Genomic DNA, 13,167 nt, shown 5'->3' with positions numbered 1-13,167 from the left:
AGCCTTAGCCGCGATAACAAACCTTCTTGGCGGCAGCGACGATGCGCGACGCATCGATCAGCGCCGCCTTTTCAAGGTTCGCCGCATAGGGAAGCGGCACATCCTCGTCCGTCACCCGCAGGACCGGGGCATCGAGATCGTCGAAGCCCTGCTCCATGCAGACGGCGGCGATTTCGCTGGCGATCGAGCAGGTGGGCCAGCCCTCTTCGGCAACGATGACGCGGTTGGTTTTCTTCAGGCTCGCCAGAACCGTTTCGGTATCCAGCGGGCGCAGGGTACGCAGGTCGATGACTTCGGCATCGATCCCCTCACCCGCCAGCGTTTCGGCTGCTTCCAGAGCAAGTCCGACGCCGATCGAGTAGGAAACGATCGTCACGTCCGAACCTTCGCGCATGATACGCGCCTTGCCAATCGGCAGGACCCAATCGTCCATGTCCGGCACGTCGAAGCTGCGACCGTAGACCAGTTCGTTTTCAAGGAACACAACCGGATCCTCGCTGCGGATCGCGGCTTTCATCAGGCCCTTGGCATCGGCGGCATCATATGGCGCGATCACCACAAGTCCGGGCACGCTGGCGTACCACGGGCCGTAGTTCTGCGAGTGCTGCGCACCAACGCGGCTGGCCGCGCCGTTGGGGCCGCGGAACACGATCGGGCAACGCATCTGGCCGCCGGACATGTAGTTCGTCTTCGCGGCAGAGTTGATGATGTGGTCGATCGCCTGCATCGCGAAGTTGAAGGTCATGAACTCGACGATCGGGCGCAGACCGCCCATGGCAGCACCGGTACCGATGCCGGCAAAGCCGTATTCGGTAATCGGCGTGTCGATCACGCGCTTGGAGCCGAATTCGTCCAGCAGGCCCTGCGTCACCTTGTACGCCCCCTGGTACTCGGCCACTTCCTCGCCCATCACGAAGACGCGGTCGTCGGCGCGCATTTCCTCTGCCATGGCGTCGCGCAATGCTTCGCGCACGGTCAGGGAAACCATGCTCGTACCTTCGGGAACCTGCGGGTCCCGGGCAACCTTCGGCTCGCCCTTGGGCTTTTCCGCCTTCGGTGCGGGTGCAGGCTCGCTTGCCGGTTCGGGCGCTGCGGCAGGCGGCGGCGCGGATGCATCGGCATCGTCACCTTCCAGCACCGCGATCACGGTGCCGACCTTCACACCTTCGGTTCCGGCCTCGATCATGATCTTGCCGACTTTGCCTTCATCGATGGATTCGAATTCCATCGTGGCCTTGTCGGTTTCGATCTCGGCAATGATGTCGCCGGGCGAAATATCGTCGCCTTCCTTGACCAGCCACTTGGCGAGAGTGCCCTCCTCCATCGTCGGGGAGAGCGCGGGCATCTTCAGTTCGATAGACATCAGTAGGTTTCCACCAGAACGTCGGTGTACAGTTCGCTCATCTCCGGTTCGGGCGAGCTTTCGGCGAAATCGGCCGACTCGCCGACCTGTGCGCGGATGGCCTTCTCGATTTCCTTCAGCTTTGCCTCGTCCACGCCGCGCGCGACCAGTTCAGCCTTGGCATGTTCGATCGGATCGCGCTTTTCGCGCATCTCGTTGACCTCGTCACGCGTGCGATACTTCGCCGGATCGGACATGGAGTGACCGCGATAGCGATAGGTGTTCATTTCCATAAGCACCGGACCGCCGCCGCCGCGTACATGTTCCAGCGCGACTTGGGCCGCGCCGCGCACGGCAAGCACGTCCATCCCGTCGACATCCATGCCCGGGATGCGGAACGCGGTGCCGCGACGGTGGAATTCGGTCTCTGCGCTGGAGCGGGCCGTGCTGGTGCCCATCGCATACTGGTTGTTCTCGATCACGAAGATGATCGGAAGCTGCCAGAGCGAGGCCATGTTGAAGGTTTCGTAGACCTGCCCCTGGTTCGCCGCGCCATCGCCGAAGTAGGCCATGCAGACGCCGCCATCACCGCGGTACTTGTGGGCAAAGGCAAGGCCCGCACCAAGCGGAACCTGCGCGCCGACGATGCCGTGGCCGCCGTAAAACGCATGTTCGGTGCTGAACATGTGCATGGAGCCACCCTTGCCCTTGGAGATACCGGCCTGACGACCGGTCAGCTCGGCCATGATGACCTTCGGATCGATGCCATAGGCAAGCATATGCCCATGGTCGCGATAACCCGTGATCACCGAATCCTTGCCTTCGGCCAATGCGGACTGCAGTCCGACCGCAACCGCTTCCTGACCGATGTACAGGTGACAGAAACCGCCGATCAGTCCGAGCCCGTACAGCTGGCCCGCACGTTCCTCGAAACGGCGGATCAGCAGCATCTGCTCGTAGAACTTCAGCAGTTCGTCGTCGTTCGCCTTGAACGATCCCTGTTTTTCAAATTTGTCCTGCAGCGAGCGCAGGGCGAAGTCGGGATTATCGGTGGGAGCCGTAACGGCAGCGCCTGTCGCGCCGCCCTTCGATTTCCTGGTAGCCAATCGATACACCTCTATGCCTGGATGCGCGGGCAAAGAGGGAGGGAGGGCGCCCGCGGTCCAATTGCTCCTATAATTGCGGTCGACCACGAATCACAAGCGTTGATCCGCAGGTCGATCGACTTTCAGGAGATCAGTGTCGCGGAACGACAACTTCGTCGGGATGCGCAACGTTCAGATTACTGCGCAGCAACTCGCCGACAAGGTCCGGATCGGCGTTCGACGGGTCGAGAAGTTCGACGCGATTTGCGATCCGCTCACGCTCTGCACGCAAAGTGGCAAGCTCGGTTTCGCGCTGCTCAAGCACGCGCGCCGAATCGCTCCACGCGCGAACGCCCGTCGGCCCGACCAGCGCCAGCGCACCCAACGTAATGAGCGCGCCGACGGCCACAACCCGGCCGAACCGCCGCTTGGGCAGGTGCGGTGTCGTCGCCATCTTGCTACGCTTGCCAAGTTGAAGGAGGTTGTTGCCAGCCATTTCTTACCAGAATCACAATTCGATGGCGCTTTCAAGGTCCTCGTGAGCCTTAAGCGCCGTGGTGGACAAGTATTGCGGCAGAACGATAGTTTGCGCGAATATTTCCAGCATTAGGCACGGCTATCGCGGCCGCGTTGGCACCTGACAGGATTGCGCTTCGCACCTCTCCGGCGCTCATGCGCCTGCGACTCCGAACCGGGCTTCGATCTGGCATGACCCAACACAACAAGGGACCGCCCCTGCGGGACAGTCCCTTGTTGTGGTGCGCCGCGCCGAGCGATGATGACAACTATATCTCCTCCATAGCCCTCTAAATCCCTCCTATCGTCACGGCACTCACGTTGCCGACAGGAGGTGGCCGATTTCATCCATCCTCACTCAGCAGAAAGCAGGAGCACGCACCCGACTTAAGCTTGTGATCGGTCGCGCGAAATGCTCCTGCACGAACGCTTGGCGAGTGACCGCCAGCGCGTTCTTGTATCCGCCGGTATCGCGCCAGTCCTGCGACAGGCTTTGCCGGAGCGGCGTGGCGTGTTCGAGAACGCCGGACGTTGCGCGCCCCCTTCGCAACCTCGGCGAGCCGAGTGCAGGCCCCAGCCTCAAGCACTGCTCGAACGGCGGTCCAGTCGCCGTCGGGCTGGCCAGTCAGCGCAACAGCCGTTGCAGCCTCGTGGACCGCGAACGTGGCTTTTCGCCGGAACGGCCTTTCCCTTCGCGAAGCAGTCATTCCACTTGCCCAACATGTGGGAACTTGGCGAGCGGATGGAACCGGCGCTGCGCGGGTTGGGTGGCGGCCGGTCATCGACCGCCAGCTTGGCAAGGAGATCAGCGGCATAGTCCAAGGTAGATCGGTGTCGTGGCAGTTGGGGCGACAGCGGGGATTGGGGCTATAGTCGTTCCTAATGTGGATCGAACCTCCTTGACAAACATGCCGATCGAATTATGGTATAGTCATTCCATAACGGAAACAGGAACGATATGGCCCGGCCACGAGAGTTTGACGAAGAACGTGTCCTTGACGCGGTGATGGAGACCTTCTGGCGCAATGGCTACGAAGGCACGTCCGCCCAAGACCTCGTGGATGCAACCGGACTTGGGCGCGGCAGTCTCTATGCGGCCTATGCCAATAAGGACGGCCTTTTTGAACAGGCGTTGCTCCGCTACCACAAGCGCGCGCAAGCCCATGTCGATAAGCTGCGGCAAGAGGGATTGCCCATTGAGCGGCTGCGCGAGTTGATGACGGATATAGTCGAAGCCGATTTAACCGCGCCGCAGAAGCGCGGCTGCCTCGCCACCAACAGCGCGGTCGAAATGGCGGGGCGCGATCCCCACGTCGCTGACCTCGTGCGGCAGAACTTCGATATTCTGGTGCGCGGCATCGAACAGACGATCCGGCGCGGCCAAGCCGCCAATGAGATTCGGCCCGAAGCAGATGCCGCTGTCCTTGCGCTTTTCCTGTTCAATGCTGTGCAGGGATTGCGGGTGCTTGCCAAGACCCTCCAACCCAAGGACCGCCCCAAACTCGCCGCCGTCATCGACCAGACGCTCGCCTCGTTAACCTGATCGCCCCTTTTTTTTGCCTATTATGGAACGATCATTAAAGAATAACCAGCCCACAGGAGTATCCCATGACTGACAATTCCTTCGCCCTTCCGGTCGCCGTTCTCGGAACCGGCATCATTGGTGCCGCCGTTGCCCGAAATCTGGCCCGCAAGGGTTTCGCGGTTCGCGCCTGGAACCGCTCGGCGGAAAAGGCGCAGGCGCTCGCCGCCGATGGCGGCGCGCCGTTCGAGAATGCGGCCGATGCGGTTCGCGGCGCGGCGATCATCGTAACCGTGTTGAAAGACGGACCCGCGGTGGTCGAGGCGATGAATGCAGCACTCCCTGGCATCTCCAAAGGCACAATCTGGCTGCAACTCAGCACGGTCGGCGTTGAAGCAATGGATGGCCTGTCAGGCTTTGCCACCGCGAATGGCCTGGCCCTCTATGATGCGCCGGTCCAGGGAACCCGCCAGCCTGCCGAGCAAGGGAAGCTGGTCATCCTCGCGTCCGGTCCACAGGACAAGCGAGAGACGGCCCAATCCGTTTTTGATGCAATCGGCCAAAAGACCATGTGGGCGTCCGATACCGCTGGCGCAAGCAGCCGGTTGAAGCTGGCCCTCAATGCATATGTTTTCGCGCTGACCCACGGCACGGCGGAAACCCTCGCCATCGCCCGCGCGCTTGGCGTCGATCCGGCCTTGGTGATCGAGGCGGTGACGGGCGGCCCGCTCGACAGCGGCTATTTCCAGGGCAAAGGCGCGGCGATGCTCAAGGGCGATTTCGCCACCAGCTTCTCGGTTGAGAACGGTGTGAAGGATGCGCGGCTGGTCGTGGAAGCCCTCAAGGGAACCGGCGTGCGCGCCGATCTGGCGGAGGCCGGACTTGTCCGCTTCCAGCGCGTGGCCGAAACCGGCCATGGCGACAAGGACATCGCAGCTTCCTTCCTCGCCTGACGGACGATCAAATGACAATCTCTGAAAACATGCAGGGCGTAGCGCCCAAGGGCAGTGCTACGCCGGATCGCCTTCCGGTCGGTCAACTGCTCGCCTTCACCGTGGCGGGTTTTCTCGCCATCATGACCGAGAACATGCCCGCCGGCCTGCTACCGCAGATCGGTCATGGTCTGGGCGTCTCCGAAGCCATGGCCGGGCAAACCGTGACGCTCTATGCGCTCGGTTCGGTGGTGGCGGCGATCCCCGTCATCGCGGCGACGCGAAGCTGGAATCGTCGCCCGCTGTTCCTACTCGCTATTGCTGGACTGCTGATCTTCAACACGATCACGGCCGTTTCGGCGCATTATGGCTTGACGTTCTTGGCCCGTTTCATCGCGGGCATGGCGGCTGGCGTCGTATGGGGCCTTGTCGCAGGCTATGCGCGGCGTCTCGCTCCGCCCCATCTGCAAGGTCGGGCGATGGCGATCGTCGGCGTCGGCCAGCCCATTGCCCTGTCGCTCGGCGTGCCACTCGGCGCATGGCTCGGCGAACTGACCGATTGGCGGTTCGTGTTCTGGATCATGTCCGCCCTGGCCCTCCTGTTGCTCGCCTGGATTCGATTTGGAGTTCACGACTTCCCCGGACAGGCGCAGCACCAACGTCTTCCTGTCGGTCGGGTCTGCGCCATTCGCGGCATCCGTCCGGTGCTCTTCGTGCTGTTCGCGTGGATTCTCGCGCACAACATTCTTTACACCTACGTCGCGCCCTTCCTTGGCACCACGGACGCAAGCTTGCGGGTCGATATGATCTTGCTCGTCTTCGGGGTGGCGTCCGTCGTCGGCATATGGGGAACCAGCCTCCTGGTCGATCATCGCTTGCGGCACGTCACGCTGCTCGTTCTCGCCGCCTTCGCTGGTGCGGCGCTATTGCTGGCGTTCTCCCATGGCTCCCCAATCATGGTGCTGGCTGGCGTGACGATTTGGGGCCTGACCTTCGGCGGCGCACCGACCTTGCTACAAACGGCGCTGGCCGATTGCGCCGGAAACCATGCCGACGTCGCGCAATCCATCCTCGTCACCGTCTTCAACCTCGCCGTCGCGGGCGGCGGTCTAATCGGCGGGCTGGCCATGGATAAGGCCGGTGCGGCCTCGTTGCCATGGATCGTGCTGCCTCTCATACTCCTTGCCTTGGCGGCGGCGTGGCAAGCTGAAAGCTACGGCTTCCGTTCGGGACGCCGGGGCGCATAACGATGATAGGCGGGGGCAAGTCCCATCTTCTCCAGACGGCGGTTGTAGTCGCCGTCTGGAGCACCGCGCTCCGCTTACCGATCAGCCGGAAAGAAGCACCATGCGCAGACGCTCGGTAGCGAATCCGCCTGCCGATCACCCACCGCAGCTATCAGGCGGGCGGATTCCGATTGCCGCGCTGATCCAAACGCTCGCGGTCGCGGAACATCTCAGCTTCCATCGTGCCGCGCTGGCGCTCGGCACCAGCCAATCGAGCGTCAGCACTCACATCAAGGCGCTGGCAGCAGAGCTTGGCATCCTCTTGTTCGAACGCAACACACGCGGCGTGCGGTTGACGGAAGCTGGTCAGCAATTCGTCGCGCGGGTGGCGGTGGGCATCGACCAGATCGATTACGCAATCAAAACTGCGAACATGGCGGCGGACGGGGAATATGGCCGGCTGCGCGTCGGTACTCCGGGTTTGCTCCCATGCAGCTTCTTTGGCGAGCTAATCGCGCGATATCGCGGCGCCTATCCGGGCATCGCTTTGGAGATCATGGAAGCCACGGCACGGGACACGATAACGCATCTGCGCGCCGATCGCATCGATGTCGCTTTCGTGGCAGGCGCGCCGGAGCTGACCGATTGTCATTCGCGGTGGATATCGGCGGGAGCACCTTCGCGCCCGGGCGCAGCGCGTTGAGGTCTCTGACGACGAAGTTCGCATCATGGGATCGAAAGCGGAACTGCTACGCACGCTTGTTGCCGCTTCCAGCGGGAAATCGGCGGCAATAGGCGTTAGTGGTTCTGTGCTGAAATGGTGCGCCCGACAGGATTCGAACCTGTGGCCCTCAGATTAGGAATCTGATGCTCTATCCTGCTGAGCTACGGGCGCACTAGCGGTGCGTTTAGTGATGAGCGGCGTGGATGACAATGTCGGAATGGCCGACTATCGATTCGCGATCAGTTGACGATGTCGGGCGGTGCAACCGGAAACGGCAGCGGAGCAATCTCCACACCTTCGGACAGCAGGTCCTCGACCTCCTCGGTCGTGGCCTGTCCGTGGATCGCTTCCTGGTCCTTCTCGCCGTAATGCATGGCAAGGGCCTGTTCGGCAAAATCGTCACCGACCCAGCGTGATTTTTCCAGCGCCGCCTTTTGCATCCTTACGAGCGTATCGAGTGCCTCGCGCATTTCCGGCGTGACGGTCGACAACTGGGCACTCGCTTCTATGGGCACCGGCGTCGCAGACGGTTTTTCCGCAGCGCCACTTTCGACCATGATCGGTGCCTGATTGCCCTTGCGGCCCACCGCAGGAGCCATCACCGCCTTTTCGATACTCGAAGAACCGCAATGCGGACAAACGAGCAGTCCCGCATCCTGCTGGCGCACGAAATCATCCGAAGACCTGAACCAGGCTTCGAAGCGATGCGCATTTTCGCGGCAACAAAGGTCGAAAACGATCATTACCCGTGCGAACTAGGGATTTTTCGCCGATTGGCAAGACTGGGCAGCTGTCCGCGCACTTCGGACAATCGCGCCGGATCGATGTGCGCAATGCCAATTCCCGATGCATCGCCGCCCATATCCAGCAGGACATCGCCCCAGGGATCGACGACCATGCTGTGACCGTATGTCTTCCTGCCATCCTCGTGCGTGCCCACTTGCGCTGCCGCGATGACATAGGCGCTGGCTTCGATCGCGCGGGCGCGCAGCATCACTTCCCAGTGCGCCTTGCCCGTCGGAACGGTAAAGGCAGCCGGCAGGGCAATCGCGGCGCAGTCCTGATCGCCCAGTGCGCCGAACAGGGCCGGAAACCGCAAGTCGTAGCAGATCGCAAGGCCCAATCGTCCGATCGGGGTTTCGGCAGTCACCACCTCTTCGCCGGGAGCATAGGCATTGGATTCGCGCCAGCTTTCGCCTGATGTCAGATCCACGTCGAACATGTGGATCTTGTCGTAGCGCGCGGCGATTTCGCCACTGCCGTCGATGACGAAGGAGCGGTTGGCCCACCGGCCATCCTCCCGCGCGACCGCCAGCGAACCGAGCGCAATCCATATGCCCTGCTTCGCCGCCGCCTCGCGCATGGCCGCAAGCACTTCGTTATCGCCTTCGGGCACGATGTGCGGTGCCGCACGCTTGCGATCCCGATCGAGCAGCCCGGACATTTCCGGCGTGAACATCATCGCCGCCCCTTCGCCAGACGCACGCTCCGCCGCGGCGACAAGCGCTGCGGCATTGGCGGCAGGGTCGATACCCGTCGTCGCCTGGTAAAGCGCGATGGTAACCGGATCAGACATAGCGATGGTCAGAGGCCGAGCATCGGATCAAGCTTGCCCGCACTATCGAGCGCGGCAAGATCGTCACTGCCGCCGATTGCGACATCGTCGATGAAAATCTGCGGCACGGTGCGCGCATCGGGTTTGCGCTCGACCATTTCGGCCCGCTTCTGCCGGTCCATCGTGGTGTCGTATTCGGTGAATTCGACGCCCTTGGACTTCAACAGCGCCACCGCGCGATGGCAATAACCGCACCCAAACTGGGTATAGATCTCGACCTTGGGTACGCTGTTGGCATCTGACACTGCGGCAATCTCCTTGAATGCGGACCGGCATAGCGAATGGCAAGAATCCGCAGCCTCTTGACCATGATACTGCGCATTCCCAGATTTGATCCGGCCCAGATGTCATTTCATCAGGCACGCCGCAAGGGTGCCGGGCCATAATCGAGTGAGGACCGCCGTGCGCCGGAAGGGCCGGCAAGTCCTCAAGTGAATTGCTCAAAGAAGAGGATTTGCAAGATGAACCGTTTCGATTTTACCCCCTACCGCCGCACCACCGTCGGCTTCGACCGCCTGTTCGACCTGTTGGAGAACAACGCGCGGGCAAGCCAGGGCGACAACTACCCGCCCTTCAATATCGAGCGTCGCGGCGAAGACAGCTACCGCATCACCCTCGCCCTCGCCGGCTTCAAGCCCGAGGATATCGACATTACCGCACAGCAGAACCTTCTTGTCGTTACCGGCAAGAAGGCCGAAGAACCCCAGACGGGCGAGTTCCTGCATGTCGGCATCGCGCAGCGCGGATTCGAGCGGCGCTTCGAACTGGCCGATTTCGTGCTGGTAAAGGACGCGCAGCTTGCCGACGGCCTGCTTCGCATCGACCTTGAACGCGAGGTGCCCGAAGCGATGAAGCCCAAGAAGATCTCTGTGAACGGCAAGAGCCCGCTTTCCGTAGTCGAACACGGATCGGGGGGCGAAGACAAGGCCGCCTGAGAACTTTCGGCAACCAGTAAAAACAAGGCGCGGCCGGATCCCCGGTCGCGTCTTTTATGTATTTTATACAAAACCGAAAAATTGGGGGCGGACCCGAAGGTACCGCCCCCGCGACGTCACCGCCGCCTTGCCCTTGGGAATGACCATCCGGGTCGCAGAAAGACAGTCACCCCCAGGAAGCAAGCTCTTATAACACTTCTACCATTCTTCCGCGATATCTATGAGAGCTTCGCGATCAAGAATAGTTACTTTTCCCTGGTGCAGGGAAACAATGCCGCAATCGACCCACGCCGAAAGCTGGCGATTGATCTGTTCGCGCGACATACCGGCAAAATTGCCCAGTTCTCCTTGACTTAGCGCAAGTTTGAGCTGCGATCCGCTATCCTTTTGGTCACCCTCGCCGATCATCAGACGCAACAGGAAGCGCGCAAGGCGCGGACCGGAGGTATAGGCGCGCTCCGCCTCGATCGTCAGATTGGTCTGGCGCAGCCGCCGGGCCAGTGCCTGCAACAGCCGCATCGCCATCTGCGGATGCCGTTCAACGATCTCTGTAAAGGACTGGCGGGTCAGGCGCAGAGCCTCGCAGTCGGTGAAGGCATGAACGCTTGCGGTGCGAAGCCCGTTGTCGATCATTGCGATCTCGCCAAGCACTTCACCGCCTTCGGCGTAATCCAGCACGATCTCGCGCCCGTTCGCAGCCAGAACGCTTACCCGTGCAACGCCAGACAGCAGGATGAACAGGGCATCGCCGTCTTCCCCCTGTGCCAGGATTTCCTTGCCCGCCGGAAAGCTGCGCACTTGTGCACGGGCGACGATTTCCGAAAGCTCGTCCTCCGAACAATCGGCGAACAGGCTGGATGGCGGCAAAAGCTCGCCCAGCTGTCCGATGTTGACCGACTGCATGACCCGACTGCGCCCCACGTTCCCGAAGAGGGCCGGCACGGCTGCTGGATAAATCCAGAATCTCCCGCGCCGGATTAACAAATATTACAGCGTCGCTATCGGAAGCGTGGGCGGGCTGGCAAGCATTTTAACGTAATAGCCGCAGAAATCCGGGCTTCGCGTGGTTACACGAGGCGGGATTGTTCCAGCGCCGCACCGATGAATCCGGCGAACAAGGGGTGTGGATCGAACGGGCGGCTTTTCAGCTCGGGATGGAACTGGACGCCGATAAACCATGGATGATCAGGGCGTTCCACGATTTCGGGCAAGAGCCCGTCTGGCGACATGCCGGAGAAAATAAGACCGCCCTGCTCCAGCTTTTCCTTGTAGGCGACGTTCACTTCGAAACGATGGCGGTGCCGTTCCGAAATGTCGGTCGAGCCGTAGAGAGAAGCCGCGCGGCTGTTGCCCGACAGCGCAGCGGGATAAGCGCCCAGCCGCATGGTGCCGCCAAGATCCCCGCCCGCCGCACGCGTTTCCAGCCCTTCCGATGTCATCCACTCGGTGATGATGCCAACAACCGGTTCGGGCGTTTCGCCGAATTCGGTCGATGATGCCCTGGCGATACCGGACGTGTTGCGCGCACCTTCGACACAGGCCATCTGCATGCCGAGGCAGATGCCGAGGAACGGTACCCCGCGTTCGCGCGCGAAACGCACACTCTCGATCTTGCCCTCGCTGCCGCGATTCCCGAAGCCGCCGGGCACCAGGATACCGTGCATCGGTTCGAGCTGGGCAATGATGTCGCTGTCGTCCTGTTCGAACAGTTCGGCATCGATCCAGTTGATGTTGACCTTCACCCGGTTCGCCATGCCGCCGTGGACCAACGCTTCATTCAGCGACTTGTAGGCATCGGGCAGGCCGACATACTTGCCGACCACCGCAATAGTGACTTCGCTTTCCGGGTTCTCGTACCGGTCGACGATGTCGTGCCACGTTGCAAGGTCGGGCTGCGGCGCTTCCATGTGGAAATGGCGCAGAACCTCGTTATCGAGGCCTTCTGCGTGATATTGCAGCGGCACGGCGTAGATTGAACTGGCGTCCAGCGCCGGGATCACCGCTTCGGGCCGAACGTTGCAGAACTGCGCGATCTTGCGCCGCTCCCCTTCGGGCAGCGGCTGTTCGCAGCGGCAGAGCAGGACGTCGGGCTGCACGCCCAGACTGGTCAGCTCGCGAACCGAGTGCTGAGTCGGCTTCGTCTTCAACTCGCCCGCAGCCTTGATATAGGGCACCAGCGTCACGTGGATGGCGCAAGTATCCTCTCGCGGCAGTTCGTTGCGCAGCTGGCGGATCGCCTCGATAAACGGCAGACCTTCGATATCGCCGACCGTGCCGCCGAATTCGCAGAGGACGAAATCCAGCCCCTCGGTATCGGCAAGGGCGAATTCCTTGATTGCGTCGGTGACGTGCGGAATCACCTGCACCGTCGCGCCGAGGTAATCGCCGCGGCGTTCCTTGGCGATGATCTGCTGGTAGATGCGGCCAGAGGTGATGTTGTCGCCCTGGTGCGCGGAAACGCCGGTGAAGCGCTCATAGTGGCCCAGATCAAGGTCGGTTTCCGCACCGTCGTCGGTCACATAGACTTCGCCGTGCTGATACGGGCTCATCGTGCCCGGATCGACGTTCAGATAGGGATCGAACTTGCGGATGCGGACCTTGTACCCGCGCGCCTGCAGCAATGCTGCAAGACTTGCCGCCATGAGACCTTTGCCGAGCGAGGAGACCACGCCGCCGGTGATAAAAATGTACCGCGCCATGGGAGTCGGGCCTTAATCAATAAGGGTGCCCTGCCGCAAGCGAGGCGGGCACCGGTTTTCACAAAAATCGGGATTTTCCGGCGCCGCACCCTGAAAGGAGGAGTGCGCCGACATCTTGCCTTACTCGCCAGCCGCTCCGGCAAGCGGATCGTCGCTGGCTGGCGATGCTGCCGGAGTCGCGTCGGGCGCAGGCACCGTGTCCTGTCCGCCGGCAAGCGGATCGACGTCGGCAGGAAGACTGCGATCGAGCGAGGTGTCGACGTCGGTACCCGAAGTCGTGCTGACCGAAACAGCCGCAAGAGCGATCGAGAGAATCACGAACACCGTCGCAAGCAGGGTTGTCGCACGGGTCAGGAAGTCTGCCGCACCGCGCGCCGACATCAGGCCCGAGGGGCTGCCGCCAACGCCGAGGCCGCCCCCTTCGGAGCGCTGCATGAGAACGACGCCGACGAGTGCTGCGCCAACCAGCGCCTGCACCACCGTCAGGAACAGAAATAACGACATGACCTGCAAATCTTCCGTCAGAAGCTACGTATTGCCGCCGCCCTTACCCCCCTGAGAGCGGGTGCGC

14 protein-coding genes, 1 tRNA gene and 1 pseudogene are annotated in these 13,167 nt (G+C 61.8%); 6 read left to right on the top strand and 10 right to left on the bottom strand.

What is annotated here, in order from left to right; translation table 11 throughout:
* Window positions 1-4: 4 nt before the first annotated feature.
* From A7A77_RS08580 to A7A77_RS08570, 3 genes are all read right to left on the bottom strand, one after another.
* A complete protein-coding gene (locus A7A77_RS08580) occupies window positions 5-1,363 on the bottom strand; it encodes a pyruvate dehydrogenase complex E1 component subunit beta (RefSeq protein WP_066556312.1) in 1,359 nt (452 codons plus the stop codon).
* A complete protein-coding gene (gene pdhA / locus A7A77_RS08575; RefSeq protein WP_066556310.1) occupies window positions 1,363-2,448 on the bottom strand; it encodes a pyruvate dehydrogenase (acetyl-transferring) E1 component subunit alpha in 1,086 nt (361 codons plus the stop codon). The genes A7A77_RS08580 and pdhA overlap by 1 nt, the downstream gene beginning before the upstream one ends.
* 130 nt (window positions 2,449-2,578) lie before the next feature.
* On the bottom strand, window positions 2,579-2,881 hold the full coding sequence (locus A7A77_RS08570) for an FtsB family cell division protein (protein ID WP_066556540.1): 303 nt from the start codon (window positions 2,879-2,881) through the stop codon (window positions 2,579-2,581).
* 824 nt (window positions 2,882-3,705) lie between these two features.
* On the opposite strand from A7A77_RS08570, the pseudogene A7A77_RS17805 reads away from it, so the two are divergent.
* The 5 genes and pseudogenes from A7A77_RS17805 to A7A77_RS08550 form a co-directional block, all read left to right on the top strand.
* Window positions 3,706-3,816 (top strand): annotated as a pseudogene (locus tag A7A77_RS17805) (DUF3363 domain-containing protein); the annotation flags it as partial.
* Window positions 3,817-3,901: 85 nt separating this feature from the next.
* Complete coding sequence (locus tag A7A77_RS08565) at window positions 3,902-4,486, top strand: TetR/AcrR family transcriptional regulator (protein WP_066556308.1); 585 nt, start codon at window positions 3,902-3,904, stop codon at window positions 4,484-4,486.
* Between the two features lie 65 nt (window positions 4,487-4,551).
* On the top strand, window positions 4,552-5,418 hold the full coding sequence (locus A7A77_RS08560) for an NAD(P)-dependent oxidoreductase (protein WP_066556306.1): 867 nt from the start codon (window positions 4,552-4,554) through the stop codon (window positions 5,416-5,418).
* Window positions 5,419-5,447: 29 nt separating this feature from the next.
* The gene (locus tag A7A77_RS08555; protein ID WP_066556538.1) at window positions 5,448-6,644 is read left to right on the top strand and encodes an MFS transporter; all 1,197 of its coding nucleotides are present in this window, start codon (window positions 5,448-5,450) and stop codon (window positions 6,642-6,644) included.
* A gap of 100 nt (window positions 6,645-6,744) precedes the next feature.
* Window positions 6,745-7,326, top strand: a complete 582-nt coding sequence (locus tag A7A77_RS08550) for a LysR family transcriptional regulator (RefSeq protein ID WP_066556305.1) — start codon at window positions 6,745-6,747, stop codon at window positions 7,324-7,326.
* 115 nt (window positions 7,327-7,441) lie between these two features.
* Here the strand turns inward: A7A77_RS08550 and A7A77_RS08545 are convergent.
* The 4 genes from A7A77_RS08545 to grxC all read right to left on the bottom strand — a co-directional run bounded on the left by A7A77_RS08545 (window position 7,442) and on the right by grxC (window position 9,207).
* Window positions 7,442-7,518 (bottom strand) — tRNA-Arg (locus tag A7A77_RS08545).
* Window positions 7,519-7,586: 68 nt separating this feature from the next.
* A complete protein-coding gene (locus tag A7A77_RS08540) occupies window positions 7,587-8,090 on the bottom strand; it encodes a DUF1178 family protein (protein WP_066556304.1) in 504 nt (167 codons plus the stop codon).
* On the bottom strand, window positions 8,090-8,923 hold the full coding sequence (locus tag A7A77_RS08535) for a carbon-nitrogen hydrolase family protein (RefSeq protein ID WP_066556302.1): 834 nt from the start codon (window positions 8,921-8,923) through the stop codon (window positions 8,090-8,092). Before A7A77_RS08535 ends, A7A77_RS08540 begins: the two co-directional genes overlap by 1 nt.
* An 8-nt stretch (window positions 8,924-8,931) precedes the next feature.
* Window positions 8,932-9,207 (bottom strand): glutaredoxin 3, encoded by a 276-nt coding sequence (grxC, locus tag A7A77_RS08530; protein WP_066556301.1) that lies wholly within the window; start codon window positions 9,205-9,207, stop codon window positions 8,932-8,934.
* Window positions 9,208-9,423: 216 nt separating this feature from the next.
* On the opposite strand from grxC, the gene A7A77_RS08525 reads away from it, so the two are divergent.
* On the top strand, window positions 9,424-9,897 hold the full coding sequence (locus A7A77_RS08525) for an Hsp20 family protein (protein WP_066556300.1): 474 nt from the start codon (window positions 9,424-9,426) through the stop codon (window positions 9,895-9,897).
* A gap of 198 nt (window positions 9,898-10,095) precedes the next feature.
* On the opposite strand, the gene A7A77_RS08520 is transcribed toward A7A77_RS08525, so the two are convergent.
* The 3 genes from A7A77_RS08520 to secG all read right to left on the bottom strand — a co-directional run bounded on the left by A7A77_RS08520 (window position 10,096) and on the right by secG (window position 13,100).
* Window positions 10,096-10,800: a Crp/Fnr family transcriptional regulator gene (locus A7A77_RS08520; protein ID WP_066556299.1), complete on the bottom strand. Its 705-nt coding sequence runs from the start codon at window positions 10,798-10,800 to the stop codon at window positions 10,096-10,098.
* 164 nt (window positions 10,801-10,964) lie between these two features.
* Window positions 10,965-12,596 (bottom strand): CTP synthase, encoded by a 1,632-nt coding sequence (locus A7A77_RS08515; protein WP_066556298.1) that lies wholly within the window; start codon window positions 12,594-12,596, stop codon window positions 10,965-10,967.
* Between the two features lie 120 nt (window positions 12,597-12,716).
* Entirely contained in the window at window positions 12,717-13,100 is a 384-nt protein-coding gene (gene secG / locus A7A77_RS08510) for a preprotein translocase subunit SecG (RefSeq protein WP_066556297.1), read from the bottom strand.
* Between the last annotated feature and the right edge of the window lie 67 nt (window positions 13,101-13,167).

Source organism: Croceicoccus bisphenolivorans, from assembly GCF_001634625.1.
Taxonomy (GTDB): domain Bacteria; phylum Pseudomonadota; class Alphaproteobacteria; order Sphingomonadales; family Sphingomonadaceae; genus Croceicoccus; species Croceicoccus bisphenolivorans.
Note: the sequence above shows the minus strand (reverse complement) of the source record. Positions and strands in the feature narration are given on the sequence as shown.

Coding starts and splice junctions, on each gene's coding strand:
- A7A77_RS08580 (WP_066556312.1), bottom strand. CDS start 1,363: ATGTCTATCGAACTGAAGATGCCCGCGCTCTCCCCGACGATGGAGGAG.
- A7A77_RS08570 (WP_066556540.1), bottom strand. CDS start 2,881: ATGGCGACGACACCGCACCTGCCCAAGCGGCGGTTCGGCCGGGTTGTG.
- A7A77_RS08565 (WP_066556308.1), top strand. CDS start 3,902: ATGGCCCGGCCACGAGAGTTTGACGAAGAACGTGTCCTTGACGCGGTG.
- A7A77_RS08560 (WP_066556306.1), top strand. CDS start 4,552: ATGACTGACAATTCCTTCGCCCTTCCGGTCGCCGTTCTCGGAACCGGC.
- A7A77_RS08555 (WP_066556538.1), top strand. CDS start 5,448: ATGCAGGGCGTAGCGCCCAAGGGCAGTGCTACGCCGGATCGCCTTCCG.
- A7A77_RS08550 (WP_066556305.1), top strand. CDS start 6,745: ATGCGCAGACGCTCGGTAGCGAATCCGCCTGCCGATCACCCACCGCAG.
- A7A77_RS08540 (WP_066556304.1), bottom strand. CDS start 8,090: ATGATCGTTTTCGACCTTTGTTGCCGCGAAAATGCGCATCGCTTCGAA.
- A7A77_RS08535 (WP_066556302.1), bottom strand. CDS start 8,923: ATGTCTGATCCGGTTACCATCGCGCTTTACCAGGCGACGACGGGTATC.
- A7A77_RS08525 (WP_066556300.1), top strand. CDS start 9,424: ATGAACCGTTTCGATTTTACCCCCTACCGCCGCACCACCGTCGGCTTC.
- A7A77_RS08520 (WP_066556299.1), bottom strand. CDS start 10,800: ATGCAGTCGGTCAACATCGGACAGCTGGGCGAGCTTTTGCCGCCATCC.
- A7A77_RS08515 (WP_066556298.1), bottom strand. CDS start 12,596: ATGGCGCGGTACATTTTTATCACCGGCGGCGTGGTCTCCTCGCTCGGC.
- secG (WP_066556297.1), bottom strand. CDS start 13,100: ATGTCGTTATTTCTGTTCCTGACGGTGGTGCAGGCGCTGGTTGGCGCA.